We start from the raw sequence: 22,187 nt of genomic DNA, 5'->3' as shown, positions 1-22,187 counted from the left end.
TCGCGTCGTTTAGAGACAGATTTTAGATTTCACCATCGTTCGGAACAGTCGCCTTGCGGTTGGCCAACCAGCTGCGCAGGTTGCCAATAAGCGGGGCGGCCAGGAACAGGATGCTGATGATCAGAATGACCAGCGTGATCGGACGTTCCCACAGGAAGGAAATCGAACCGTCGCTGATGGCCAGTGCACGACGCAGGTTTTCTTCCATCATCTTGCCGAGAATGAAGCCAAGAAGCATCGGTGCCATCGGATAGTTCAGAAGACGTAGGCCGATCGCGATACCTGCGGCAATCACCATCATGTGGATGTCCATGGTGTTAAAGGTGACCAGATAAACACCAACCAGCGAGAAGAACAGAACAAACGGCACCAGCAGTTGCTGGGGCAGGGCAAGAAGACGTGAGATATACGGGATCAGCGGCAGGTTCAGAACCAGCAGCACGATGTTACCGATATACATCGAAATGATCACGGACCAGAACACGTCAGGCTGTTCAACAAACAGACGCGGGCCCGGTTGAACGCCATAGGAAATCAGCGCGCCCATCATGACGGCCGTCGTACCCGAACCCGGAATACCAAGGGTCAGAAGTGGTACGAAGGATCCGGAACATGCTGCGTTGTTTGCTGTTTCCGGGGCGGTCAGGCCACGGATAGAACCCTTGCCAAAGCCAAGCTTTTCCTTGGCGGACGCAATGTTGCGTTCCATGCCGTAGGCCAGGAAGGATGCGATGGTGGCACCAGCGCCCGGCAGAACGCCAGTAAAGAAGCCAAGAACCGAGGAACGGCCGATGACCGGAACCATGGTTTTCACTTCTTCTTTCGACAGCTTCATCGAGCCTAGGCTTTTCAGTGCCTTTTCTTCTTCGGAACGGGTGTCCTTGGTCGGACGCAGGATCGAAAGAAGGGCTTCGGACAGTGCGAAAGTCGACATGGCCAGCAAAAGGAAGCTGATGCCGTCAACAAGATCCATGCTGCCGAAAGTAAAGCGGGCAACGCCGGCCGCAGGATCGGTACCGATGGTCGACAACATGATGCCGAACAAGGTCATGGTGATGGCTTTCAGAACCTGACCCTTGCCGGCGAAAGCAGAAACAGCCGTCAGGCCGAGCACCATCAGGGCGAAATAGTCACCGGACTGGAACGACAGCGATACTGAGGCCAGTGCCGGAGCGGCAACCAGCAGGAAGATCGCAGCAATCGTACCGCCAGAGAAAGACGAGTAGGCGGCAATAGCAAGTGCCTTGCCGGCCTGACCTTTCTGCGCCATAGGGTAACCGTCAAAGGCGGTCGCAACCGTACCGGCAACACCCGGCGCATTGATCAGAATTGAAGAGGTCGAACCGCCAAAGATTGCCCCGTAATACACGCCCGCCATCAGAATAAGGCCGGTGGACGGATCAAACCCATAGGTGATCGGGATCATCAGGGCAATGGCGGTGATTGGGCCAAGACCGGGAAGCATCCCGATAAAGGTGCCTGCGAAACAGCCGACCGCAACCATCAGAAGGTTGATCGGCATAACAGCGGTCGAAAGACCGGAGAAAATTCCCTCAAGCATCGTTTGACATCCAACCGAGATAATAGAAGAAGTCGCCCGGGGTCAGGTAGATGCCCATGGCATACAGCAATCCCCAGAAAGCAAGCGTGACACCAACAGCCGTCAGGATCAGAACCAGCGGACGGCGTTCGCCAAGCGTATAGAAACCGCCCATCAAAAAGAGCGATGTCGAAATCGGGAAGCCAAGCTGGCGGATCGTCAGGCCATAGAAGACCATCAGCGCAGCAAGGATGACCACGCGTTTCCATTTAAGGCCACGGAATGCGTGTTCGAGACTGCCGGCCTCTCTGTTGGTCGGCAGTATCAGTTGAACGAAGGAAACCACACCAAGCAACCATGCAAGGGCGTTAGGGAGGGTTCTGGCATTGAACGGGGCATCCTCGTCGCCAAACAGCAGCGGAATGTCACCGACATAGAAGCCATAAATCAGCGCAAGGCAAAGAAATAGCAGTGCGCCGAATTTGTCGCGATTGATGGACATGGCGTGGTTTCCTTCGGAGGTCTTTTTACTTGTGTATTAAAGGCTTATTTCAGGAAGCCAAGGTCGCGCATCAGGTCGCCAACGACCTTTTCCTGCTCTTCCATGAAGGCAGAGAACTCAGCACGCGGCTTGTAGATTTTTTCCCAGCCATTACGGGTACGAACGGTTTCCCATTCCGGGGTTGCCTGAACGTCCTTGAGGATCGCAGCATAGGCATCAGCTTTTTCAGCCGACAGGGCCGGCGAACCAAAGTAACCGCGCCAGTTGATGAATTCAGCATCAATGCCAAGTTCGCCAAGCGACGGAACGTCCGGAGCAGCTTCAACACGTTCTTTCGAGGTTACAGCCAGAATGCGAACCTGACCTGCTTTTGCAAGTTCAAGCAGTTCGCCCAGACCGGTCGAGAGAACGTTGGTTTCACCCGACAGAAGGCCAGCGATTGCTTTGCCGCCTGCGTCATAAGGAATGTACTTTACCTGTTTGGCATCGCCGCCGCCCTGCTGAACAGCGTAGGCTGCAACGATGTGGTCCATACCACCACGGACCGAACCGCCACCAAATTTAACCGAAGACGGATCAGCTTTGACCGCTTCGACAACGTCGGTGAAGGATGCATACGGGCTGTCTGCCGGTACTGCGAAGGCAGCATATTCAGCAACAACAGCGGCAATCGGGGTCAGGTCGCGGAAGGACTGCGGGAACACACCGGTCAGCGAACGCACGATGATCGGGGTGGAGTTGACCATCAGGGTGTTGTCAAGGCGATCAGCAGCTTCGATCATGTAGGCAATGGCTTTACCGCCGCCGCCGCCAGACATGTTTTCGTAGGATGCGGTGCCAACCAGACCGGATTTGGTCAGGGCTTCACCGGTACCACGTGCCGTGCCATCCCAGCCGCCGCCTGCGCCGCCCGGAATGACGAAGTGAATTTCGTCCATTTCTGCAGCTTTGGCATCCATTGCACCAAAGGCAGCAGTCGAAACAGCAACAGCCGTGGCTGCTGCGATAAATCCGCGACGCGAGAACATCGACAGTTTGTTCATCAGGGTCTCCTCCAGACACTAAAGCAATTTCCCAGCCACCCGATTGGTGGCAGGCCGATCAATGGAACAAAGCTTTCAGCAAGGGCGTATCCGAAAACCGCTTTCAGAGGCGAATTGACCAACTGACTCCGGAATTTTCACTGTCCTCCCTTGCCGAATTTTATTCTTGTTTGTTCCGGGGCCAATTTATGACTCACGGATCGGCAGTGGCGGGACGGTAACAGGCAAACCTGTCACCAACCTGTCATTGGCACAAAATGGGTGAAAAAAGTTCACATGATTTATGCGTTCAGGGAAAAAATAAGCGATTACTTGTGATCACGATGACATGCGTTTGCCGCAATCTTCTGCACGTGATTGTAGAGATTGCAGGCATTTCAGTCGCTTTTCAGGGGTAAAACGACTGATCGGACCGGAAAGGGCAAGCGCCCCCAGAAGATGGTTCTGTCGATCAAGAACCGGAACGGCAATTGCCGAGATATCCGGGTCGCGTTCACCTTCACTAAGTGCGAATTTGTCTTCAAGCACCTGAAGCGATCTTTCATCGACACCGTCGCCCCAGGCGCGGATGACATGGCCTGCAGCCCCGAACTCGCAAGGAAGGATCGCACCTTCTTCAAGATGGTGACGCAGGCTGCTGGGTGAATTTTCGCGAAAAAGGCACAGGCGATTGGGGCCTTCGGGAACATAAAAGGACGCGGTTTCACCGCTTTCGGAAACCAGCATGGACAGATGAGGGCGGACAATATCATCCATGCGGTATGATCGCCGGTAAATAGACCCCAACCGCCAGAGCGCCGGCCCCAGACGATACCGACCACGCCCGGAGAGCATCAGGAAGCCGCAGGACTCCAGTGTTCCGGCCAGTCTGGAGATCGTGCTTTTATACATTCCGGTGCGCTCTGACAGGTCCTTGAGTGACAGGTCAGGGTCCTGATCGGTAAAGGCATCAAGAATTCCAAGTGCCCGTTCGACTGCCGTAACGTTCTGTTCTGACATGGGTAAATCCGTTTCAGTTCGGTGTGTCGGCTTTGAAAACCCTCCAACACCATTTTGCTCAAGTCCAAAATTCTATATAATAGAACCTAATTCTACTAGGCAGAATTTAGGAAATCTCCATGAGCGGACCAAACTCTCTTTCCGGAATCACGGTTCTTGATCTGACCAATGTGTTGGCTGGACCATTTTGTTGCCACCAATTGGCCCATATGGGGGCGGACGTCATCAAGGTCGAAGCGCCGGGGCGCGGTGATCTTGCCCGCCAGCTGGGTGCAGATATGGACCTGAATGAAAAGCTGATGGGTGTTTCATTTATGGCGCAAAATGCCGGGAAACGTTCGATCACGCTGAACCTCAAGGATCCGCGCGGCAAGGAGATCCTCAAGAAACTTGTGGCCAAGGCCGATGTGCTGGTCGAGAACTTCCGGCCGGGTGTGATGGATCGTCTTGAGCTTGGCTATGACGTGCTTTCAAAGGTCAATCCGGGACTTGTCTATTGTGCGATTTCCGGTTTTGGCCAAAGCGGTCCGATGAAGAAATTGCCGGCCTATGATCAGATCGTTCAGGGTCTTTCGGGCATCATGACCATCACCGGCGAGGAAGATACCGGAACCTATCGCGTCGGTTATCCGATGGCCGATACCATCGGTGGCATGACCGCGGCCTTTGCCATTAGTTCGGCCCTTGCCGGGCGTGCGTTGGGCAACAAGGATACCAAGGGCAGTTTTATCGATATTTCGATGCTGGAATCCGTAATTGCCACGATGGGCTGGGTGGTGTCGAACTATCTGATTGCCGGTAAGGAGCCGACGGCCAATGGCAATGACAATTTCACATCTTCACCATCCGGCGCATTCGCGACAGCCGATGGTCAGATCAATATCGCAGCAAACAAACAGGAACAGTTCGAGGCCCTGTGTGGTGTTCTCGGACTTGAGCCGCTTTTGGAAGATGCGCGGTTCGTGTCGCGCAAGGAACGGCTCGAACACAGATCAAACCTGACAGAGTTGCTGGAAGAAGTGCTGGTCACTCAGCCAACGGATTACTGGGTTGAAAAGCTGAATGCGGTTGGGGTTCCGGCTGGTGCGGTTCTGACCGTGCCGCAGGCGCTTGCACTTCCACAGATTGCTGATCGCGGCATGATGGCGTCGTTTGACAACGTACCGGGTGCAGATCGCGATATCCGAATTCTTCGGACAGGGATCAAGATGGATGGTAATGCGCCGTCGGTGAACGCGCCGCCGCCCGAACTTGGCCAGGACAATAATGACATTCTGTCGTCGCTGGGCTTTTCCGATGACGAGATCGATAACCTTGCCAAGGAGGGCGTGCTGTGAGTTCGAAAACTCTTGAAGACGTTGAAAACGAAGTACGCGACTGGTGGCAGACCGGCATCATCGATATGGAGCCGGGCAAAATTCATTACGGCGGGTACGCGATCGAAGAACTGATCGGCAATATCAGTTTCCCGACCATGATTTGGCTGATGACACGCGGTGAATTGCCGTCCGCACCGCAAGCCAAATTGCTTGAGGCTGCCCTTGTTTCCGCCGTTGACCACGGACCACAAGCGCCCAGTATTGCAATTGCCCGGATGGCAGCGACCTGTGGTGTGGGCCTGAACAATGCGATGGCCAGTGCGGTCAATGTGCTTGGCGATGTCCATGGCGGGGCCGGCGAACAGGCCGTTGCCCTTTATCATGACATCGCGGCACGTATGGATGCCGGTCAGGATTTGGCCGCGGCGGTTTCAGATGGCCTTGATCATCAGATTGCCGAACATGGCAAGCATGTGCCGGGCTTTGGTCACCGTTTCCATCCCATCGATCCGCGTGCGCCTAGGTTGCTCGCACTTGTAAGCGAAGCCGCAAAAGAAGGTCATGTTTCAGGCCGCTTTGGCGAGATTGCAAGCGGGGTGGAAGCCGAACTTCTAGCCCGCAAGGGCAAGCGCATCCCGATGAATATTGATGGTGCGACTGCTGTTATCTATGCCGAATTGGGGTTTGCCGCCGAATTGGCGCGTGGGCTTTTCTGTCTGTCGCGTTCGGTCGGCATTCTTGCCCATGCTTGGGAGCAAACCCAGCAAGGCGGGCGGAATAAGGGCCCGATCCCGCGCCGAATGATCTGGAACTATACCGGTCCGGATCGCCGTCCGGTGCCCAATAGCGCAAAGTCCTGACTGGATTACCAATCAGGTGGGCAGGGTGCGTTATCTGCGGTTTAGCAGCGCATCCTGCCAACGACGCAGGAAACGCTGGCGCTTCGCCTGGTCAAGGTAAACCAGCAAGCCCGGGCCAACCGGGAAGGAACGCACGCGTTCGCCATAGCGATCAAAGATCAGCGAAGAGAACGTGCTTGGCGGAACATCTGATCGGACCGGGTTGAAGTTGCCTTCATTTTGCAGAACGCTTTGCCCCTTGATCGACAGCATGAAATCAAGAAAACGTCCGCCAAGGTTCGGGTTGCGAGCACCACGCGGAATGATGGCGATGCGTGAATATACGACAATGAAATCATCCGGCAGGATGACGCCAAGGTTCTGATTTCGCTGATTGAAGGTTTCCGCATACGATCCCAGCAGATTGTAGCCAAGCACCACTTGGCCCGATGCGATCTTTTCAAGCATCGGGGACGTGTTGGAATAAAGCTTTACCTTCGCTTGCCCGAGGGTGCGGACAAAATCCCAGATACCGGGAAAGAAGCGTTCATCACGGGCCAGAAACAGGAAACCGACACCGCTGCGTTCGATGTCATATGTCGTGACTTTTTCGCTGAACAGCTCGTCATGGTTAACAAGCAGGCTGATGAAATCTTCGCGGGTTCTGGGCGGTTCCAGTTCGTTTTCGCGGAAAAACTCGCGGTTATAGGCAATGACAGCCGGCTCCTGGGTGACGGCGAAAGCCTCGTTACGCCAGCGGGCCCAATGAGGCAGGGCGTCAGTCTCGCTGCTTTGATAGGCTGTGGCATAGCCATCATTGGCGAGCTTCATCTGCAGATCCATCGAGGAGCTGATGATCAGGTCTGCATTGGCTTCGCCATTGGCACGCTGGCTTTGGGTAATGTCATACATTTCAAGCGTTTGCAGCTGATGGTACTCAACACCGATAAACGGGTTTTCCTGCTGAAACGCTTCGATCACCGGCACAAATGCACCAATATCGGCAGAGCCATAAACAATGGCCGTGGGTTGGGTATTGGTCAGCAGGGATTGTTCGGGATCAGATGCTTGGGTCGTGCGAAGGGCCGGATAGGTGAAAACTTCGGCCATGGCAGAAGAAACTTGCATCGCGAGCGCGATGAAACTTAAACCAATACAGATACGGCCCGAAATCATGCTGCAATACTCTGTGTCGCGGATGGTCATTGGCATATGGTGCGAGAACGATGATATCGCTTGTTCTCAAATGCCTTTGCCGGGAAAATGCCGGAATGTAAAACACCTCTAACGAGGTTTATCAGGGAAAAGTCACGCAAACAATGAGAGTCCTTGTCGTCGAAGATCATGCTGCATTGGCCGATGGAATTGCGCGCTCCTTGCGCCAGTCCGGCTATGCTGTGGATTTGATTGCCGATGGCGAGGAAGCCGATGATGTTTTGCGTACTCAGGAATATGACCTTGTGGTTCTTGATCTGAACCTTCCAAAGCTTGACGGGCTTGAGATCCTTAAACGTTTGCGCCATCGCGGGGCAGAAAGTGCTGTGCTTATCCTGACCGCGCGCGGCGATATTGAAGATCGGGTCAAGGGACTGGATCTTGGCGCGGATGATTACCTCGCCAAGCCGTTTGAGCTGGTTGAGCTTGAAGCACGGGTGAGGGCGCTGATGCGGCGTAATGCCGGCACGCACAATACCCAGCTTAAATGCGGTACGCTGAGTTTCGATACGGTGGCGCGCCGGGTAACGATTGACGGTGTTGATGTCGATATCCCCAAGCGGGAACTCAACATCCTTGAGATCTTGCTGATGCGGATTGGTCATGTTCTCAGCAAGGAACAGATCGTTGATCAGCTTGCCGGGTTTGAAGACGATATCAGTGCCAACGCGGTTGAGCTTTATATCAGCCGGTTGCGCAAACGTGTTGAGGCAGCGGATGTTAAAATCCAGACCGTGCGTGGTTTGGGTTATCTGTTGAAAAAGACATGAAATGGCGTAACCGGTCGCTCCGGCGCAGGCTTGTGATCTCGCTCCTGATCCCGCTTTTGGTGGTCAGCTCCCTGATGCTGCTTGAAGTCAGAAGTAACGCCGTTAATTCGACAAATCAGGCATTTGATCGTGCACTTTTAAGTTCTGCATTAGCTATTGCCGATCGGGTGGTGCTGATAGGCGGCAAGATCGAAGTCGATGTGCCGTATGTCGCGCTTGAGATGCTGACCAGTGCCGCCGAGGATCGCGTTTTCTATCAGGTCAGCACCGCGCAGGGCGAGTTCATTACCGGATATGAAGACTTGCCGCCAGTGCCGGAACGTTTCCTGCCGCTCCGTGAAGAACCGGTTTTCTATGATGCAGTCTATAACGGCGAGACTGTGCGGATTGGGGCGCTTTCGCGTTATGTGGCCAGTGTTAGAAAAGCTACGCGTTTTCAGGTGCTTGTAGCCGAAACGATGGGGACGCGCACGCGCCTGAGCGAGGATATTCTGGCCAGTGCTGCGGCCCGCCAGATTTTGCTGATTGTGATTGCTGCGATGATCGTCTGGTTCGGGATCGGGCAGGGCCTGAAACCGTTGGCACGGCTTGAAGAGGCGCTTAACCGGCGCTCCCCCAGCGATTTGCGGCCGATTTTGCACGATGTGCCGATCGAGGTGCGTCATCTGGTCGGTGCGATCAACCAGCTTTTCGGGCGACTGGAAAACAGCCTCAAAACCATGCAACGATTCACAGCCGACGCAGCACATCAGCTTAGAACGCCGCTGGCAGCGCTTAGAACCCAGGCGGAACTGGGCCAGCGCGAGGAAGATCCGGAAAAAGTCCGTCAGATCATGGAAACTATCGCTGCGTCGACACGCCAGACGTCGCATTTGGCCAATCAGCTGCTCGCCTCCGCACGCGCAGCCCCCGAAGGCCTTGCTGGCCGGCCGTTTGACAAGATTGATCTTTATGAAATTACCCGTGCGGTAACAGGCTCCAAAGTTCCGGTCGCACTCGAACGCGGCATTGATCTTGGCTATGAAGGCATCACAGAGCCGACATTGATCATGGGCGATGCGACCCTGATTGAGGAGCTTCTGAAGAACCTTGTACATAATGCGCTGACATATTGTCCGGAGGGTAGCGCTGTGACCGTCAGGCTTGAACAGGACGAAGCCGAAAAAAAGGTGACATTGACCGTTGAAGACAACGGACCTGGAATTCCCGTCGAACATCGCAAGGACGTCTTCAAGCGGTTCTACAGGATGAATGACGCAGGATATGACGAGGGATGCGGTTTGGGGCTTTCCATCGTCAAAGAGATCGCCGCACGTCACGACACCAAGGTGAGGTTGACCCAGCCAAAAGACCACAGCGGGTGCGTCTTCAGCATCAGTTTTGATTTGGCAGACGAATAGTAAAGTGTTGGTGTTTAACCGCTATGAGACGGGTGCGCGTGAGAGCAACAGATCGTAAGATATTGATTAGTTGGAAGAATGCCACGTATCCTGGTTAACAGTTATTTGTCATAATATATATTATAGAACATCAGTCTAATTTCAGGTGTGTTGCGTTGAGCGCGTCCAAATGGCGTTTTTATTGGTTGCGATAAACTTTCTGTCGTATTTACAAATCGTTATGACAGTTTAACACGATCAGGTCGTCAAAGATCAATCTTTTGTCATGCGAACGCGTTTAAATGTTCTTACGCCTGCTCGGTATTTTCTTGTGAAGACCAATGTGCTCCGGCCCCGAGACGACGTGAAATGACCGTGGTAACGTCGATCAGGCGTTCTCGGCATTTATCAACGGTTGCGACTGATGTGCCAGAAAGGCGTTGGATGAAAGGTACTGTTAATGCTGCGACGACCTTGCCCGAAACATCGAAAATCGGCGCAGAAAGGTTAAGGACACCTGCAATGGTCAGGGATCGTGATTCACAATAGCCCGCAGCCTTGACGTTCGGAAGATCATCCAGGAAAGCCTGATACTTGTCTGCCGGTTCGCGGCCGACTTCATTCATCAGGTTATCAAGGGCCTCCTGCTCCATCCAAGCTGCGAGAACACGCCCTGATGCCGTATCGAAAATATTGATCTGTGCGCCCAAGCGGACTGCAGTGATATTATTGTCCTGACAGTCGACCTGCGCGATGACCAGAACACGGCCCGAATGAATGATCGCCAGATGCATTGACTGGTTCACTTCATTTGCAAGCCGCTGCATGGCGTCGCCAGCGATTGATGTCAGTCGGCGGATGGGTGGATGACGATGGGCCACCTCGAACATCTTGGTCGTCAGTTGGTAGCGGTCATCCTCTTCGCGCTGTTCGATATAGCCACGTTGACACAGAACCATCAGCATCCGGAAGATTTCCGATGTGTTTCGATCCAGCTGTTTCGCAATGGCAATCTGCGACAGGCCATCCGCTTCAGAGGCAAGCAGTTCGAGTATATCGAGCCCTTTTGACAGGGCTGGCGCTCGGTATTTTTCCTGTTCAATCTGTTCTTCGGTTTTGCCGTTCATTGGTCCTCGCAGGCAGATAAAAACCGCTTGGTTTTGGTCGACTGAGTATATGCGGGTCAGTCATATCGTGGCAACTGACGCTGTGATATAGAAAATACCATATCACATATAAAACATTCTTTCATTTATAAACTTTCAGCATTAAGCTCATGGTGGGAGGAAAAAACAATGACCAAACAAAAGAAAATCAGGGGCATGACGTGGTCAGATCCGCGCGGCTATGACCCGTTGGTGGCCACCATTGCAGCCTTTCGTGAACGTCATCCTGATGTAGATATCGTCTGGGATAAGCGGTCGTTGCAGGGGTTCGAGAGCACCCCGGTCGAGGAACTGGCAAGCACCTATGATTTGATTATTATCGATCATCCTCATGTTGGCACGGTTGTGGAAAAGGACTGTTTGTTGCCGGTTGACCGCCTGGCAGATGCAGACACCCTCACCCGGCTTTCGGCCGAGACCGTTGGCAAAAGCTATCAGAGTTATTTTTTCAAGGGGCATCAGTGGGCCCTGCCGGTCGACGCGGCGTGTCAGGTGCAAGCAATTCGTCCGGATCTATTGAGTGCACCGGTTCGCAGTTTTTCGGACGTGATCACCAAAGCCAGAGATGGACGAGTAGTCTGGCCGCTTCGTGCACCGCATGTGCTGATGTCGTTTTTTACATTGTTGGCAAATGTCGGTGTCCCATTCCCGGTCACAAAGGGAACCGCGATAGATCAATCGTCTGCGCGTGATGTGATCGCCGCCATGACAACCTTAACCAACCTTGTGGACCCCGCCTGTTTTTACATGGACCCCATTGCTGCCCTTGATGCACTAAGCGACAGCAGAAAGCTTGCATTGTGCCCCTACGTTTATCTGTATGCGCCTTATGCGCGAGACCGTTATCGCGCCAATCGCATTGCCTTTCACGATATGCCGTCGCTTGGCAATTCTGGGCCGCTTGGCTCAGCACTTGGCGGAACTGGTATTGCGGTTTCATCGAAGACGGCAGAACCCGATCTTTGCGTGGAATATGCACTTTGGGTGGCGTCGGCCGATATTCAACGCGGTCTTTATTCAACTCATAACGGTCAGCCAGGAAATGCTGTTGCCTGGGGGGCTGCCGAAGTCAACGCGCCGGTCGGGTCCTGCTATTGCAATACCCGCATGACCCACGAAGCCGCATGGTTGCGCCCGCGTCATAACGGATATATGGCGTTTCAGGAAGACGCATCGGACATCCTTCTTGACGCCCTAACCGAAAAAACCACCCCGCAAAAAGCCCTTGCGGCTCTACAGAGACGTTTTGACGAAAGCTTCGACAATGAATGACATGTTGCCACTTAATGGACTTAAGGTTCTTGATTTCTCTCAGTTTCTTGCGGGCCCCTACTGTGCCCTCAAACTGGCAGACCTTGGGGCGGATGTCGTCAAGGTGGAGAGATCCGGTCTTGGCGACCTGTCGCGATATCTTTATCTGACTGATACCAAAATTGGCGGTGAAAGCACAATCTTTCATGCGATTAACCGCAACAAGCGTTCGGTTGCTGTCGACCTTAAATCCGATTCAGATAAAGCCCGTCTGACCCAGCTTGTGAATGATGCAGATGTTATTTTGCAGAACTTCCGTCCAGGCGTAATGGAACGTCTTGGTTTCGGTTATGAGGCTGTTAAAAAGATCAATCCTTCGGTCGTATACGGGACTGTGACCGGATACGGATCGGACGGCCCGTGGGTGGACTTGCCTGGTCAGGATTTGCTGGCACAGGCACGATCAGGTGTCATGTGGCTTTCGGGTAGTCGTGACCATGGACCGGTTGCTATGGGGCTTCCGATTGCCGATGTGCTGGCCGGTTCGGCCTTGGCGCATGGGGTTCTGGCCCTTTTGTATCGCAAGGCAATGCAAAATGTCGGCGGTTACGTTGAAACCTCGTTAATTGAGGTGTTGGCTGACCTGCAGTTTGAATTGCTGACCACCTGGTTTAACGACGGTAACCGTACTCCAGAACGTTCGAAAAACAATCCGGCACACGCCTATTTAGCGGCACCGTATGGTGTTTATGAGACCGCGGACGGTCATGTTGCCATCGCGATGGGGAAACTTGAACTGTTGGCAACCATTACGGGACTTTCACCCGAAATTGCCCGATTGGACGCCTTTAAGCAGCGTGATGAAATCAAGGCGGGCCTTGCCACACAGCTTAAAACCAGAACCAGCGCAAGCTGGATGGAAGATTTCGTTGCTAACGATATATGGGCTGCCCCGGTAATGGATTGGGATGGTGTGGTTTCAAGCGGCGTCCTCCAAACACTTGACATGGTTCAGAATATCGAACGCGGAGATGTTACGATGAAAACAACCAAGTTGCCGATGCGTATTGATGGTGTGCGCCCGTCGTCGTCACGTGCGGCGCCGGAACTTGGCGATGCGAACGAGATGCTTGAAACCGGCTGGTAACATCCAAACAGCCTGAATAAAAAAAACGCGGCATTCTGACATACCGCGCTTTTTATTTGTCATACAATTAAGATCTGTCGTCGTTGACACAAACCTGACGCTGGGTGCCCAACCCATCGATGCCCAGTTCCACGACGTCACCAGCTTTAAGGTAGCGCGGCGGATTGAAGCCAAGACCAACGCCCGGGGGCGTGCCAGTCGAAATGATATCGCCCGGATGCAGGGTGAAGAACTGCGACAGATAGGAAATCAGGTGCGGCACTCGATAAACCATGGTCGCGGTCGAGCCGTCCTGAACGCGTTCACCATTCACATCCAGCCACATGCCAAGATTGTCAAAATCGCCAACTTCATCTGGCGTGACAAGCCACGGCCCAGTTGGACCGAAATTGTCTGATGATTTGCCTTTGGACCACTGACCTGCACGTTCAATCTGATAGGCACGTTCAGAAACGTCGTTGATCAGGCAGAAACCGGCAACGTGATCAAGCGCTTCGGCTTCGGATATATATTTGGCTTTTTTGCCGATAACGAAACCAAGTTCGACCTCCCAGTCGGTTTTTTCCGAGCCACGCGGAATGATGATCGGGTCATTCGGACCGCAAATTGCCGAGGTATATTTGGCAAAGATAACCGGTTCTGGGGGCACTTCCATGCCAGACTCTGCCGCGTGATCGGCATAGTTCAGTCCGATACAAATGAACTTGCCGGTTTGCCCGACGCAGGCCCCAAGCCGCGGTTCACCTTCGACAAGCGGAAGGCTTTCCGGATCAATTGATTTAAGGTCGTCCAGACGTGTCAGAATATCGCCTGCGATATCATCAATATGTGCTGAAAGGTCGCGGAGGTTGCCATTGGCATCGACCAGTGCGGGCTTCTCTGCTCCGCGTTCTCCATAACGTGCGAATTTCATATTAAGTCCTATCCTTCATTCAAAATCTGATCAGGCGGTCCAGCCACCATCGACGACCTGCACTGTGCCAGTGGTAAAGCCACTTTCATCCGATGCAAGATACGCAACCAAAGCGGCGATTTCATCTGGTTTGCCAATTCTCCCCATCGGCTGGCGGGCGATAAATGCCTTAAGCGCACCTTCATAATCCCCGGTCGCACGCAAACGTTCATGCAAGCTAGGGCTGTCAACGGTTCCCGGAGCAATTGCGTTACACCGAATGCCCTGGGTGACGTGATCGTTTGCGATTGCACGGGTCATACCAGCGACGGCTGCCTTTGAGGCGGAATAGATCAAGCGGTTGACCGGGCCGGTGACCGGACCTGCAACCGACGACATGTTAATGATCGAGCCGGCCCCTTTCTCAAGCATCCCGGGAAGCACGGCACGGATCATCCGAAACTGCGATTTGACGTTTAAATCAAAGGCGAAATCCCATTCTTCTTCGGTCGCCTCAAGAATGGTTCCATTGTGAACGATGCCAGCGCAGTTAAACAGCACATCGACGGCCCCGATGTCATCGATCAGGCTGCTGATGGCACTTTTGTCCGTAACATCGAGTTTGCGGGCCTCGACCCCGTCAATCTCGCCAAGCTCTGCCAGGGCTGTGTCATTGATGTCGGTGGCGATCACACTTCCACCTTCCGTAGCCAGACGTTCGGCAGATGCCCGACCAATGCCCTGCCCAGCAGCCGTGACCAAGCAGAGTTTTCCTTCAAGTCTTTTCATGATTCCTCCTTAGATCGCAGGCAGGCACGACGGCCCGATTGGATCGAATGATTTATAAGTCAGAATGAACTCCCGATGGCCAAGGGCCTCGGATTTGGTTTGTGCCCCCTTGGCGACGGAAACAACCAAATCACGGATTTCCTGCCCAACCTCGGCAATCGACCGATTGCCTTCGATGATGTCGCCGGCATTCACATCCATGTCGTCTTCAAGCGCACGATAAGTATCGGGGTTTGCACAAATCTTGATAACGGGCGATATAGCTGACCCGACCACGGATCCGCGACCAGTCACAAACAGTGTCATATGCGCACCGCTTGCGATCATCTCGACAATCTCGGCATTGTCCGAAATATTGGGGAAACCAAACCGGACCTCACCGTCGGGCACAACATCCATGAGGTATAGCCCACCTTTGGGTGGTACATCGCCGGGTTTGATCAGCCCTGAAATCTGACTGTCACCGGATTTGACATAGGCGCCGAGGCTTTTTTCTTCGATCGTGGAAAGCCCACCTGCGGCATTGCCAGCGGCAAACGATCCATATCCAAGCGTTGCGTAATAACGTTCCGCCTTCTGAACAGCAGCGCGCAGTTCTTCGCCGAGTTCGGGCGTTTTTGCGCGTTCCGCCATAATATTCTCACAGCTGATCAGCTCGCCGGTTTCTTCAAAAATACAAGCAGCACCCTCGCCGATCAGAATATCAAAAGCCTTGCCTGCAGCCGGGTTACCAGAAATACCTGAAGTCCCGTCCGAGCCGCCACAGATCGTCCCAATGACCAACTCGTCTACCCCCATTGGGGCACGTTCAACATTTGCGATTTCTTCCAACGCAGAACGCACCCAGAAACGACCGGTTTCAACGGTTTTCGCGGTTCCTCCGGACCGTTGTATAACAAGTGTTTCAACAGGGCGTCCGGTCCTTGCCACGGTCCCTGATACCCTTACCTTGTCAAAGCTTTCGCAGCCAAGGGAGACAAATAGAACCGCTCCAACATTAGGATGAGTGCACAATTGCCCCATCACGCGTGCGGCATATTCATTTGGGAAACAGCCCGGGAAACCAATCAGTTGGACGTCTTCATCTTCAAAACCGGCAACTATCTTTGATGCGACAAAATGAGCGCACTCAACCAGATAGGCGACAACTACCGTATTGCGTATTCCCTTACGTCCGTCAGAGCGCAGGTATCCTTGGAATTGTTCTGTCATTTTGACGTCTCCGGGCTTTGACCGTTCGCGTCCTGAAGGGCATGCGTCGGTGTATATGCCGAGCGAATATTGTGAATATGCACATGCGTACCGGCCGCGATGTTTTCGGTTGCGATGCCAATGGGCATCCCGTATTTCAGGATGTGTTCACCGGCTTCGATGTCGCGATAGGCAATCTTGTGGGCAAGCGGGATAGACTGACCAAGCGTTGCAGTGATTTTCTGCAGACGGACTTCTGTTCCGGCTAAGGCTGTGGCTCGCGCAACAAGCACATTGTCTTCGGGATGCAGATGCAGGAACGGGTTCGTCATGGCTTCATCTCCACCATGTAAATATGGTCCGCAACAAGCGCGGTTTCCCCAGTCTGCTTGGTCACGCTAAGGCGTTCGGTCACCCGCCCGTATCCGGGGCGTTTTTCCATCACCTCCTTGGCGATAATTTCAACCTTTGAGGTGATCGTGTCGCCGATAAAGACCGGTTTCACGAACCGCATCCGGTCATAACCGTAAGAAAAAGCAACCGGGTTGATGATCGTGGCTGTGAGACCGACACCAATCGTGAAAACCATCGTGCCATGAGCAATACGTTTGCCGAACGGCAGTGTCTTGCAGAATTCTTCATCAAGATGATGTGGGAAAAAGTCACCGGAATGACCTGCGTGAACCACGAAGTCGGTCTCTGTTATGGTGCGGCCAACCGTCTTGCGCCCCTCACCAATCTCATAGTCTTCGTAATATTTGATTTGCTCAAGCATCAGGAGCCTCCTTGATCGGGTGCATTGGTATGGCCGAGCTTTCGTAAGCCGCCTCTACCAGTGCCATGGTGTGCCACGCATCTTCAGCAGATCCTTCGAGTACGTCATCAAGACCAGCAGCAAAGCGCTGTACCTGTGCGAAACGTCCGCGGAATGCTGCAATGAACCAGTTACCGACGAGGTCGATTTGTCGCCACTCTCCGTCGGTATTCAGCCAGAGCTCATCGGGTTCGCCTTTCGGGTAATCAAGATTGACACCCATCTTCATATAGGCGGCACCTTTTGTGCCGCAGATCCGGAATTCGCAAGCCTGGAACCTGCGGCCAAAGGCGTGGTTATGGTTGATTGAAAGATTACAGCGGACAGTCTCACCGTAATCGAGCATGATCGCGCTGCGGGTGTTTGAAACCGTAGATGACGGGTGCCCTATCGTGCGGGCGTGAACCCCGTTCGGATTGCCCATCAAATCGCGCACGAAGTCCAGATAATGGATGGAATGCAGAAGAATCTCGACACGCGGTAAGTTGGTAAGAAATGCCCATAGATGCCATGGCGTATGAAGTGCCAGCCACGCATCAAAATCAACGATTTCTCCTAGTTGTCTCTTGCGGATCGCATCCTTTAGCGCAAGAGACATCGGGGCAAAACGAAGCTGAAAATTAACCGCTGCCTTGATGTTTTTCCGGCGCAAAACGGAAATGATCCGCTCGGCCTCCGTCAAATCGGACCCGAGCGGTTTCTGGATGATCGCAACGGCACCGTCCGGCAGCTTTTCAAGCAGGTCGGCGATTGCCTGGGGCGGCACAGCCAGATCAAACACAACTGATCCCTGACTTGCGGCGTCGTCAAGCGTTGTAAAGTTTGCGACACCCCATTTTTTCGCAACGTCTCGCGCCTTTTCAAGATCAGGATCATAGATGCCGACGACTGGAATATTCAGATCACGGTATGCGGGCAGATGGGCATCGGTCACAATTGAACCGGCCCCAAAAATGACCACCGGTATTGCCTTTTGCGGCATCTCCACAGTTTGGCGTAACTCAGTCATGATGGAATACCTCCGGCATTTCCGACCACCACTCACCCTCTGCCCGGCTGTCCAAAGGGCGCTGCAGGGGCATGCAAACTGACCACCATTTCTGGGTTTCCGGGTCAGCTGCCATTTTCGCCATGTCAGTTTCAAAGTCTGATCCGACATATTCGAAATAGGCAAAAAGCAGGTTTTCGGGCTCTTTGAGGAAGATCGAATAGTTGCGGATATTACATTGGGAAATCTTGGCGAGCACCCCGGGCCAAACCGCCGCATGCAATGCTTTGTATTCGGCGATGGCATTGGCCCCTATGCCGATCAATTGTCCATGACGGGTCATTGGCTGGCCTCCATGATTTCAAATGCGCTTCCCTCAACCGTTAGTGAGGTGAGTTTATCGTGATCCCACTCGATCCCGAGGCCCGGTTGCGTCGGTGCGATGGCATTGCCACCGTCCTGTTCCATCGGGGCTGCGATATCTTCAAGTTGTGGGATATATTCAAGCCATGGCGCGTTGGGCACGGCACAGACAAGGCTTACATGCAGTTCCATGAGGAAGTGCGGACAGATTGCAATGTTATGCGCCTCGGCCAGGTGAGCGACTTTTAGCCAAGGCGTAATCCCGCCGATGCGAGCGACGTCAGCTTGTACAATCTCACAAGCATCTTGGGCAATATAATCGGCAAACTGACCGGGGCTATACATGCTTTCGCCAACTGCAACCGGAACACGGGACTGGCGTTGAAGCCGGGTATGTCCGGCGATGTCATCCGCCGGAAGTGGTTCCTCAAACCATGCAATATTAAGCCTTTCGAGCATCGGTAGACGACGTTTGGCCTCTCCCGATGTCATTGACTGGTTTGCATCTGTCATGATTTCGTAATCATCGCCCAGCGCGGTGCGCACGGCTTCGAGGCGCTCTGCATCTTGGGCGACCGTTGGTTTTCCAATTTTTACCTTGGATCCAAGAAAACCGGCTTTTCGTGACTCCAATGCGTCATCGACAAGGTCCTTGGGGGATAGATGCAACCATCCCCCCTCGGTCGTGTACATTGGAACTGATGATTTGGCCCCGCCGGCCAGAATGTGAAGCGGCAAACCAGTCTTGCGTCCGCGCATATCCCAAAGGGCAGTGTCAATTGCCGCCAGTGCCAGTGACATGATCGGCCCGACACCCGTTGCGTGCGAGCAGAACAGCAAATCACGCCAAACTGCTTCAATCCGATCCGCATCCTGCCCCATCAACCGTGGCAGAAGCGTTTCTTTTAAAAGCGAGAGGATTGCGGGGGCGCCATCGCCGATGGTGTAGCTGTACCCTGTTCCATTAGCCCCATCCACGTCACGCAAAACAACAAAAATCGTTTCCTGTGAATTGAATGACTGAATGGCATCAGTGCGAACGACCTTCGGTTCCAGATCGACCATAAAGGCATGTGCAGAAGTAATGCGCGCCATTGATCAAGCTCACTTCCGAAGCGTCGCGCCAGTTTCGGCGTCAAACAGGTGACATTTGTCGAGCATGACCTGGAAGATCATGCGCTCGCCACTTTGAACTGGGCGCGGATTAAGCATTTTAGCCTGGACCTCTGTACCTGCGAGTGCCGCAAACAGAAGAGTTTCCGTGCCGAGCGGCTCTGTCAGATCAACAGTCATCTCGACCTCGGCCATGTGATCACCACTTGGTAAGGCGTGGCCGACCGGCATGATGTTGTCTGCACGCACCCCAAAGGTTACTGCCTGACCTTCCTGAAGATCATATCCGGGGGGGATGGGCAGACTACTGCCGTCTTGGAATGTGATCGCATCATCTTTGATGACGCCGTCCAACAAGTTCATTGGCGGAGAGCCAATAAACGTCCCGACAAAGGTATTTACCGGGTTTTCAAAGACTTCAAGAGGTGTACCAACCTGCTCGATATGGCCGTCACGCATGATCACGATGCGGTCAGCCAAGGTCATGGCTTCAACCTGGTCATGCGTGACATAGATGATTGTCGATTTCAGTTTCTGATGAAGTTTCTTGATCTCGACACGCATCTGGGTGCGCAGTTTGGCATCAAGGTTGGAAAGCGGTTCATCAAACAGAAATACTTCGGGATGACGTACAATCGCGCGCCCCATTGCGACGCGCTGACGTTGGCCGCCAGACAATGCACCAGGCTTGCGATCCAGCAGTGGTGTCAGGGACAATATCTGGGCCGCTTCATCCACTGACTTGTCGATATCCGGTTGAGAATATTTGGCGATTTTCAGCGAGAAACCAAGATTTTCTCGGACCGTCATATGTGGATAAAGCGCGTAGTTCTGGAACACCATGGAGATGTTTCGTTCACGCGGCGGCAAATCATTTACAACCTGATCGCCAATAGCAACCTCGCCGCCTGAAATCCCTTCAAGGCCGGCAACCATGCGCAGCGTTGTGGATTTACCACATCCGGACGGACCAACAAGAACAACAAATTCGCCGTCGGCAATGTCGAGATTGATAGAGTGAACAACTTCAAGCGTGCCGTATTTTTTGACGACGTCGCGAAGATGGACCTGAGCCATTTTATTATCCTTTCACGCCGCCAAAAGTAAGGCCGGCAATGAGGTGTTTCTGCACGAGGAATGTGAGGATAAGCGCGGGAATAATCATCAAAACCGCAAGCGCACACATCCCACCCCAATTCAGGGTGAATTGAGACGTGAAATCGAGAAGCCCGACGGGCATGGTTTTAGATGTCGTTGAACGGGTTAACTGCGCCGCCAACGCATATTCATTCCATGATGTCAGGAAGGCAAAGATACCAGCCGATGCGATCCCGGAACGGGCCACGGGGAACTCAACCCGCCAAAAGGCCTGCCAACGGGTACAACCATCAATTTCAGCGGCTTCGGCCAGTTCCGGTGGAACCTGGCGGAAGAATCCGTCGATCAACCAAACCGTGAACGGTACATTCAGGGCCACGTAGGCAAGGATCATCCCGATATGGGTATCAATGATGCCGATACGGGCGAACAGGATGAACAATGGCAGAGAAAGTGCAACGCCCGGCACAGCACGGGTCACCATCAGGCCAACAAAAATGCCGCCCTTGAATTTGAACTTGTATCGCGCAAATGCATATCCGCCTGCCATACCGACCAGGATGGCAATCACTGTTGAGGTCACCGATATGATCAACGAGTTGGTGAAATAGGTCAGCACAGGCACGCTGCCCTCGCCAATCCCGCCAAACATGGCCCGGTAATGATCAAGATTAAGATTGTTGGGGATCCAGACCGGCGGTTTTGCCATGATCTCCACGGTTGGACGGAACGAGTTCAGTACGATCCAGAGCCCCGGAACACACAGCACCATCATGGCGCAGAAAAGGCCAGCAGTGTGCGACCATTTTAGGGCAACATGGCGTGCGCGATGATTGATTTTGCTAGCCATGACTTACACCCCCATTCCGAGCTCTTTGCGAGCGCTTTGCAGTTTTTTAAAGAAATAGATGGTGAAGAAGATCGCCAGAAAGATTGAGACATATCCCATCGCGTTGGCATAGCCCATGCGCGCATCGACATAACCAGTTCGACCAATCAGCGTCCAAAGCAGTTCGGTGCGCCGCGCAGGTCCACCATTGGTCATGATCTGCACAATGTCGTAGGCACGTGCGACATCCAGTGACCGGATGGCCATTGCGATGTATATGAACGGCATCAGAAATGGCAGCGTTACAAAACGGAACGACTGGAACGGCGTGCAACCATCGACTTTGGCGGCTTCCAACGGATCACGCGGAATGGCATAAAGCCCGGCCAAAATGAGAATCCCGAACACCGATGTAGAGGTCCAGACTTCGGCAAAAATGATTGAAAACATCGCAAGCTTGCCATCGACCAGCCAGGGAATGGCGGTGTCCGTAACGCCAAGCGACTGCAAGGCATTGTTTACCAAGCCGACATTGTCATTAAAGATGAACTTGAACTGAAAGCCTACCAGGATCGGCGAGAACATCATCGGGAACATCATCATGGTGCGCAGTGCGCGTTGACCACGTGTGACCTTTGAAATCATCAATGCCAGACTAAGGCCCAAAAGCATTTCCAGATTCAAGGCAACCGCCAACAGCAAAACCGTCCGGCCAAATGCTGCCCAGAATTTGGCGTCAGTTACGGCCTTTTCATAATTGAACGTCCCGATCCAGTTAAACAGGCTATCTGGTCGGGTCAGGCGATAGGATGTGAAACTTGAATACAGTGACAAAAGCAGTGGTATCAGCACAACAGCCGATAGAATAATGATGGCTGGCATCAAAAGAACCAACCATGGCGGGAGCTTTAAACGCTTCATCAGAATGTCCCGTGGATCG

General features: G+C 53.3%; 23 protein-coding genes. 6 read left to right on the top strand and 17 right to left on the bottom strand.

What is annotated here, in order from left to right; translation table 11 throughout:
- Window positions 1-22: 22 nt before the first annotated feature.
- The 4 genes from UF64_RS13475 to UF64_RS13460 all read right to left on the bottom strand — a co-directional run bounded on the left by UF64_RS13475 (window position 23) and on the right by UF64_RS13460 (window position 4,084).
- Complete coding sequence (locus UF64_RS13475; protein ID WP_044829132.1) at window positions 23-1,561, bottom strand: tripartite tricarboxylate transporter permease; 1,539 nt, start codon at window positions 1,559-1,561, stop codon at window positions 23-25.
- On the bottom strand, window positions 1,554-2,042 hold the full coding sequence (locus tag UF64_RS13470; protein ID WP_044829131.1) for a tripartite tricarboxylate transporter TctB family protein: 489 nt from the start codon (window positions 2,040-2,042) through the stop codon (window positions 1,554-1,556). The genes UF64_RS13475 and UF64_RS13470 overlap by 8 nt, the downstream gene beginning before the upstream one ends.
- 44 nt (window positions 2,043-2,086) lie before the next feature.
- Window positions 2,087-3,085 (bottom strand): tripartite tricarboxylate transporter substrate binding protein, encoded by a 999-nt coding sequence (locus UF64_RS13465; protein ID WP_044829130.1) that lies wholly within the window; start codon window positions 3,083-3,085, stop codon window positions 2,087-2,089.
- Between the two features lie 318 nt (window positions 3,086-3,403).
- A complete protein-coding gene (locus UF64_RS13460; RefSeq protein ID WP_044829129.1) occupies window positions 3,404-4,084 on the bottom strand; it encodes an IclR family transcriptional regulator in 681 nt (226 codons plus the stop codon).
- 119 nt (window positions 4,085-4,203) lie between these two features.
- Here UF64_RS13460 and UF64_RS13455 point away from each other — a divergent pair, with 119 nt between their 5' ends.
- Window positions 4,204-5,421, top strand: a complete 1,218-nt coding sequence (locus UF64_RS13455) for a CaiB/BaiF CoA-transferase family protein (protein ID WP_044829128.1) — start codon at window positions 4,204-4,206, stop codon at window positions 5,419-5,421.
- Complete coding sequence (locus tag UF64_RS13450) at window positions 5,418-6,263, top strand: citryl-CoA lyase (RefSeq protein WP_044829127.1); 846 nt, start codon at window positions 5,418-5,420, stop codon at window positions 6,261-6,263. Before UF64_RS13455 ends, UF64_RS13450 begins: the two co-directional genes overlap by 4 nt.
- A gap of 30 nt (window positions 6,264-6,293) precedes the next feature.
- Here the strand turns inward: UF64_RS13450 and UF64_RS13445 are convergent, their stop codons facing one another.
- Window positions 6,294-7,448, bottom strand: coding sequence for an ABC transporter substrate-binding protein (locus tag UF64_RS13445; RefSeq protein ID WP_235285064.1), 1,155 nt, complete (start codon window positions 7,446-7,448; stop codon window positions 6,294-6,296).
- Window positions 7,449-7,561: 113 nt separating this feature from the next.
- Between UF64_RS13445 and UF64_RS13440 the strand changes: the two genes are divergently transcribed.
- Window positions 7,562-8,227 carry a response regulator transcription factor gene (locus tag UF64_RS13440; RefSeq protein WP_044829126.1) on the top strand — a complete coding sequence of 222 codons (666 nt, stop codon included), beginning with the start codon at window positions 7,562-7,564 and terminating at the stop codon, window positions 8,225-8,227.
- The gene (locus UF64_RS13435; protein WP_044829125.1) at window positions 8,224-9,627 is read left to right on the top strand and encodes a sensor histidine kinase; all 1,404 of its coding nucleotides are present in this window, start codon (window positions 8,224-8,226) and stop codon (window positions 9,625-9,627) included. Before UF64_RS13440 ends, UF64_RS13435 begins: the two co-directional genes overlap by 4 nt.
- 287 nt (window positions 9,628-9,914) lie before the next feature.
- Here the strand turns inward: UF64_RS13435 and UF64_RS13430 are convergent, their stop codons facing one another.
- Window positions 9,915-10,733, bottom strand: a complete 819-nt coding sequence (locus tag UF64_RS13430; RefSeq protein WP_044829124.1) for an IclR family transcriptional regulator — start codon at window positions 10,731-10,733, stop codon at window positions 9,915-9,917.
- Window positions 10,734-10,901: 168 nt separating this feature from the next.
- Here UF64_RS13430 and UF64_RS13425 point away from each other — a divergent pair, with 168 nt between their 5' ends.
- Together UF64_RS13425 and UF64_RS13420 are read left to right on the top strand one after the other, a co-directional pair.
- On the top strand, window positions 10,902-12,044 hold the full coding sequence (locus tag UF64_RS13425; RefSeq protein ID WP_044829123.1) for an extracellular solute-binding protein: 1,143 nt from the start codon (window positions 10,902-10,904) through the stop codon (window positions 12,042-12,044).
- A complete protein-coding gene (locus tag UF64_RS13420) occupies window positions 12,037-13,170 on the top strand; it encodes a CaiB/BaiF CoA-transferase family protein (RefSeq protein WP_044829122.1) in 1,134 nt (377 codons plus the stop codon). The genes UF64_RS13425 and UF64_RS13420 overlap by 8 nt, the downstream gene beginning before the upstream one ends.
- 67 nt (window positions 13,171-13,237) lie before the next feature.
- Here the strand turns inward: UF64_RS13420 and UF64_RS13415 are convergent, their stop codons facing one another.
- Genes UF64_RS13415 through UF64_RS13365 form a run of 11 tightly spaced genes read right to left on the bottom strand, consistent with a single transcriptional unit; the run spans window position 13,238 to window position 22,168 of the window.
- Entirely contained in the window at window positions 13,238-14,083 is an 846-nt protein-coding gene (locus tag UF64_RS13415) for a fumarylacetoacetate hydrolase family protein (protein WP_044829121.1), read from the bottom strand.
- A gap of 30 nt (window positions 14,084-14,113) precedes the next feature.
- Entirely contained in the window at window positions 14,114-14,851 is a 738-nt protein-coding gene (locus tag UF64_RS13410; RefSeq protein WP_044829120.1) for an SDR family oxidoreductase, read from the bottom strand.
- Window positions 14,852-14,860: 9 nt separating this feature from the next.
- Window positions 14,861-16,063: a UxaA family hydrolase gene (locus UF64_RS13405; protein WP_044829119.1), complete on the bottom strand. Its 1,203-nt coding sequence runs from the start codon at window positions 16,061-16,063 to the stop codon at window positions 14,861-14,863.
- A complete protein-coding gene (locus tag UF64_RS13400; RefSeq protein ID WP_044829118.1) occupies window positions 16,060-16,374 on the bottom strand; it encodes a UxaA family hydrolase in 315 nt (104 codons plus the stop codon). The genes UF64_RS13405 and UF64_RS13400 overlap by 4 nt, the downstream gene beginning before the upstream one ends.
- Complete coding sequence (locus UF64_RS13395; RefSeq protein WP_044829117.1) at window positions 16,371-16,817, bottom strand: MaoC/PaaZ C-terminal domain-containing protein; 447 nt, start codon at window positions 16,815-16,817, stop codon at window positions 16,371-16,373. Before UF64_RS13395 ends, UF64_RS13400 begins: the two co-directional genes overlap by 4 nt.
- On the bottom strand, window positions 16,810-17,865 hold the full coding sequence (locus UF64_RS13390; RefSeq protein WP_044829116.1) for a Gfo/Idh/MocA family protein: 1,056 nt from the start codon (window positions 17,863-17,865) through the stop codon (window positions 16,810-16,812). Before UF64_RS13390 ends, UF64_RS13395 begins: the two co-directional genes overlap by 8 nt.
- Entirely contained in the window at window positions 17,858-18,187 is a 330-nt protein-coding gene (locus tag UF64_RS13385) for an L-rhamnose mutarotase (protein WP_044829115.1), read from the bottom strand. The genes UF64_RS13390 and UF64_RS13385 overlap by 8 nt, the downstream gene beginning before the upstream one ends.
- Complete coding sequence (locus tag UF64_RS13380; protein WP_044829114.1) at window positions 18,184-19,302, bottom strand: mandelate racemase/muconate lactonizing enzyme family protein; 1,119 nt, start codon at window positions 19,300-19,302, stop codon at window positions 18,184-18,186. The genes UF64_RS13385 and UF64_RS13380 overlap by 4 nt, the downstream gene beginning before the upstream one ends.
- Before the next feature lie 9 nt (window positions 19,303-19,311).
- Window positions 19,312-20,397: an ABC transporter ATP-binding protein gene (locus UF64_RS13375; RefSeq protein WP_044829113.1), complete on the bottom strand. Its 1,086-nt coding sequence runs from the start codon at window positions 20,395-20,397 to the stop codon at window positions 19,312-19,314.
- Between the two features lie 4 nt (window positions 20,398-20,401).
- Window positions 20,402-21,268, bottom strand: a complete 867-nt coding sequence (locus tag UF64_RS13370) for a carbohydrate ABC transporter permease (protein ID WP_044829112.1) — start codon at window positions 21,266-21,268, stop codon at window positions 20,402-20,404.
- 3 nt (window positions 21,269-21,271) lie between these two features.
- Window positions 21,272-22,168 (bottom strand): carbohydrate ABC transporter permease, encoded by an 897-nt coding sequence (locus tag UF64_RS13365; protein WP_044829206.1) that lies wholly within the window; start codon window positions 22,166-22,168, stop codon window positions 21,272-21,274.
- Window positions 22,169-22,187: the final 19 nt, after the last annotated feature.

Source organism: Thalassospira sp. HJ, from assembly GCF_000948415.1.
Classification (GTDB): domain Bacteria; phylum Pseudomonadota; class Alphaproteobacteria; order Rhodospirillales; family Thalassospiraceae; genus Thalassospira.
Note: the sequence above shows the minus strand (reverse complement) of the source record. Positions and strands in the feature narration are given on the sequence as shown.

What these genes read in the sequence shown, in the direction of transcription:
- UF64_RS13445 (WP_235285064.1), bottom strand. Translation starts at nt 7,448, where the DNA reads ATGACCATCCGCGACACAGAGTATTGCAGCATGATTTCGGGCCGTATC.
- UF64_RS13390 (WP_044829116.1), bottom strand. Translation starts at nt 17,865, where the DNA reads ATGACTGAGTTACGCCAAACTGTGGAGATGCCGCAAAAGGCAATACCG.
- UF64_RS13400 (WP_044829118.1), bottom strand. Translation starts at nt 16,374, where the DNA reads ATGACGAACCCGTTCCTGCATCTGCATCCCGAAGACAATGTGCTTGTT.
- UF64_RS13410 (WP_044829120.1), bottom strand. Translation starts at nt 14,851, where the DNA reads ATGAAAAGACTTGAAGGAAAACTCTGCTTGGTCACGGCTGCTGGGCAG.
- UF64_RS13380 (WP_044829114.1), bottom strand. Translation starts at nt 19,302, where the DNA reads ATGGCGCGCATTACTTCTGCACATGCCTTTATGGTCGATCTGGAACCG.
- UF64_RS13470 (WP_044829131.1), bottom strand. Translation starts at nt 2,042, where the DNA reads ATGTCCATCAATCGCGACAAATTCGGCGCACTGCTATTTCTTTGCCTT.
- UF64_RS13425 (WP_044829123.1), top strand. Translation starts at nt 10,902, where the DNA reads ATGACCAAACAAAAGAAAATCAGGGGCATGACGTGGTCAGATCCGCGC.
- UF64_RS13475 (WP_044829132.1), bottom strand. Translation starts at nt 1,561, where the DNA reads ATGCTTGAGGGAATTTTCTCCGGTCTTTCGACCGCTGTTATGCCGATC.
- UF64_RS13370 (WP_044829112.1), bottom strand. Translation starts at nt 21,268, where the DNA reads ATGGCTAGCAAAATCAATCATCGCGCACGCCATGTTGCCCTAAAATGG.
- UF64_RS13365 (WP_044829206.1), bottom strand. Translation starts at nt 22,168, where the DNA reads ATGAAGCGTTTAAAGCTCCCGCCATGGTTGGTTCTTTTGATGCCAGCC.
- UF64_RS13455 (WP_044829128.1), top strand. Translation starts at nt 4,204, where the DNA reads ATGAGCGGACCAAACTCTCTTTCCGGAATCACGGTTCTTGATCTGACC.
- UF64_RS13430 (WP_044829124.1), bottom strand. Translation starts at nt 10,733, where the DNA reads ATGAACGGCAAAACCGAAGAACAGATTGAACAGGAAAAATACCGAGCG.
- UF64_RS13435 (WP_044829125.1), top strand. Translation starts at nt 8,224, where the DNA reads ATGAAATGGCGTAACCGGTCGCTCCGGCGCAGGCTTGTGATCTCGCTC.
- UF64_RS13415 (WP_044829121.1), bottom strand. Translation starts at nt 14,083, where the DNA reads ATGAAATTCGCACGTTATGGAGAACGCGGAGCAGAGAAGCCCGCACTG.
- UF64_RS13460 (WP_044829129.1), bottom strand. Translation starts at nt 4,084, where the DNA reads ATGTCAGAACAGAACGTTACGGCAGTCGAACGGGCACTTGGAATTCTT.
- UF64_RS13375 (WP_044829113.1), bottom strand. Translation starts at nt 20,397, where the DNA reads ATGGCTCAGGTCCATCTTCGCGACGTCGTCAAAAAATACGGCACGCTT.
- UF64_RS13385 (WP_044829115.1), bottom strand. Translation starts at nt 18,187, where the DNA reads ATGACCCGTCATGGACAATTGATCGGCATAGGGGCCAATGCCATCGCC.
- UF64_RS13395 (WP_044829117.1), bottom strand. Translation starts at nt 16,817, where the DNA reads ATGCTTGAGCAAATCAAATATTACGAAGACTATGAGATTGGTGAGGGG.
- UF64_RS13420 (WP_044829122.1), top strand. Translation starts at nt 12,037, where the DNA reads ATGAATGACATGTTGCCACTTAATGGACTTAAGGTTCTTGATTTCTCT.
- UF64_RS13440 (WP_044829126.1), top strand. Translation starts at nt 7,562, where the DNA reads ATGAGAGTCCTTGTCGTCGAAGATCATGCTGCATTGGCCGATGGAATT.
- UF64_RS13465 (WP_044829130.1), bottom strand. Translation starts at nt 3,085, where the DNA reads ATGAACAAACTGTCGATGTTCTCGCGTCGCGGATTTATCGCAGCAGCC.
- UF64_RS13405 (WP_044829119.1), bottom strand. Translation starts at nt 16,063, where the DNA reads ATGACAGAACAATTCCAAGGATACCTGCGCTCTGACGGACGTAAGGGA.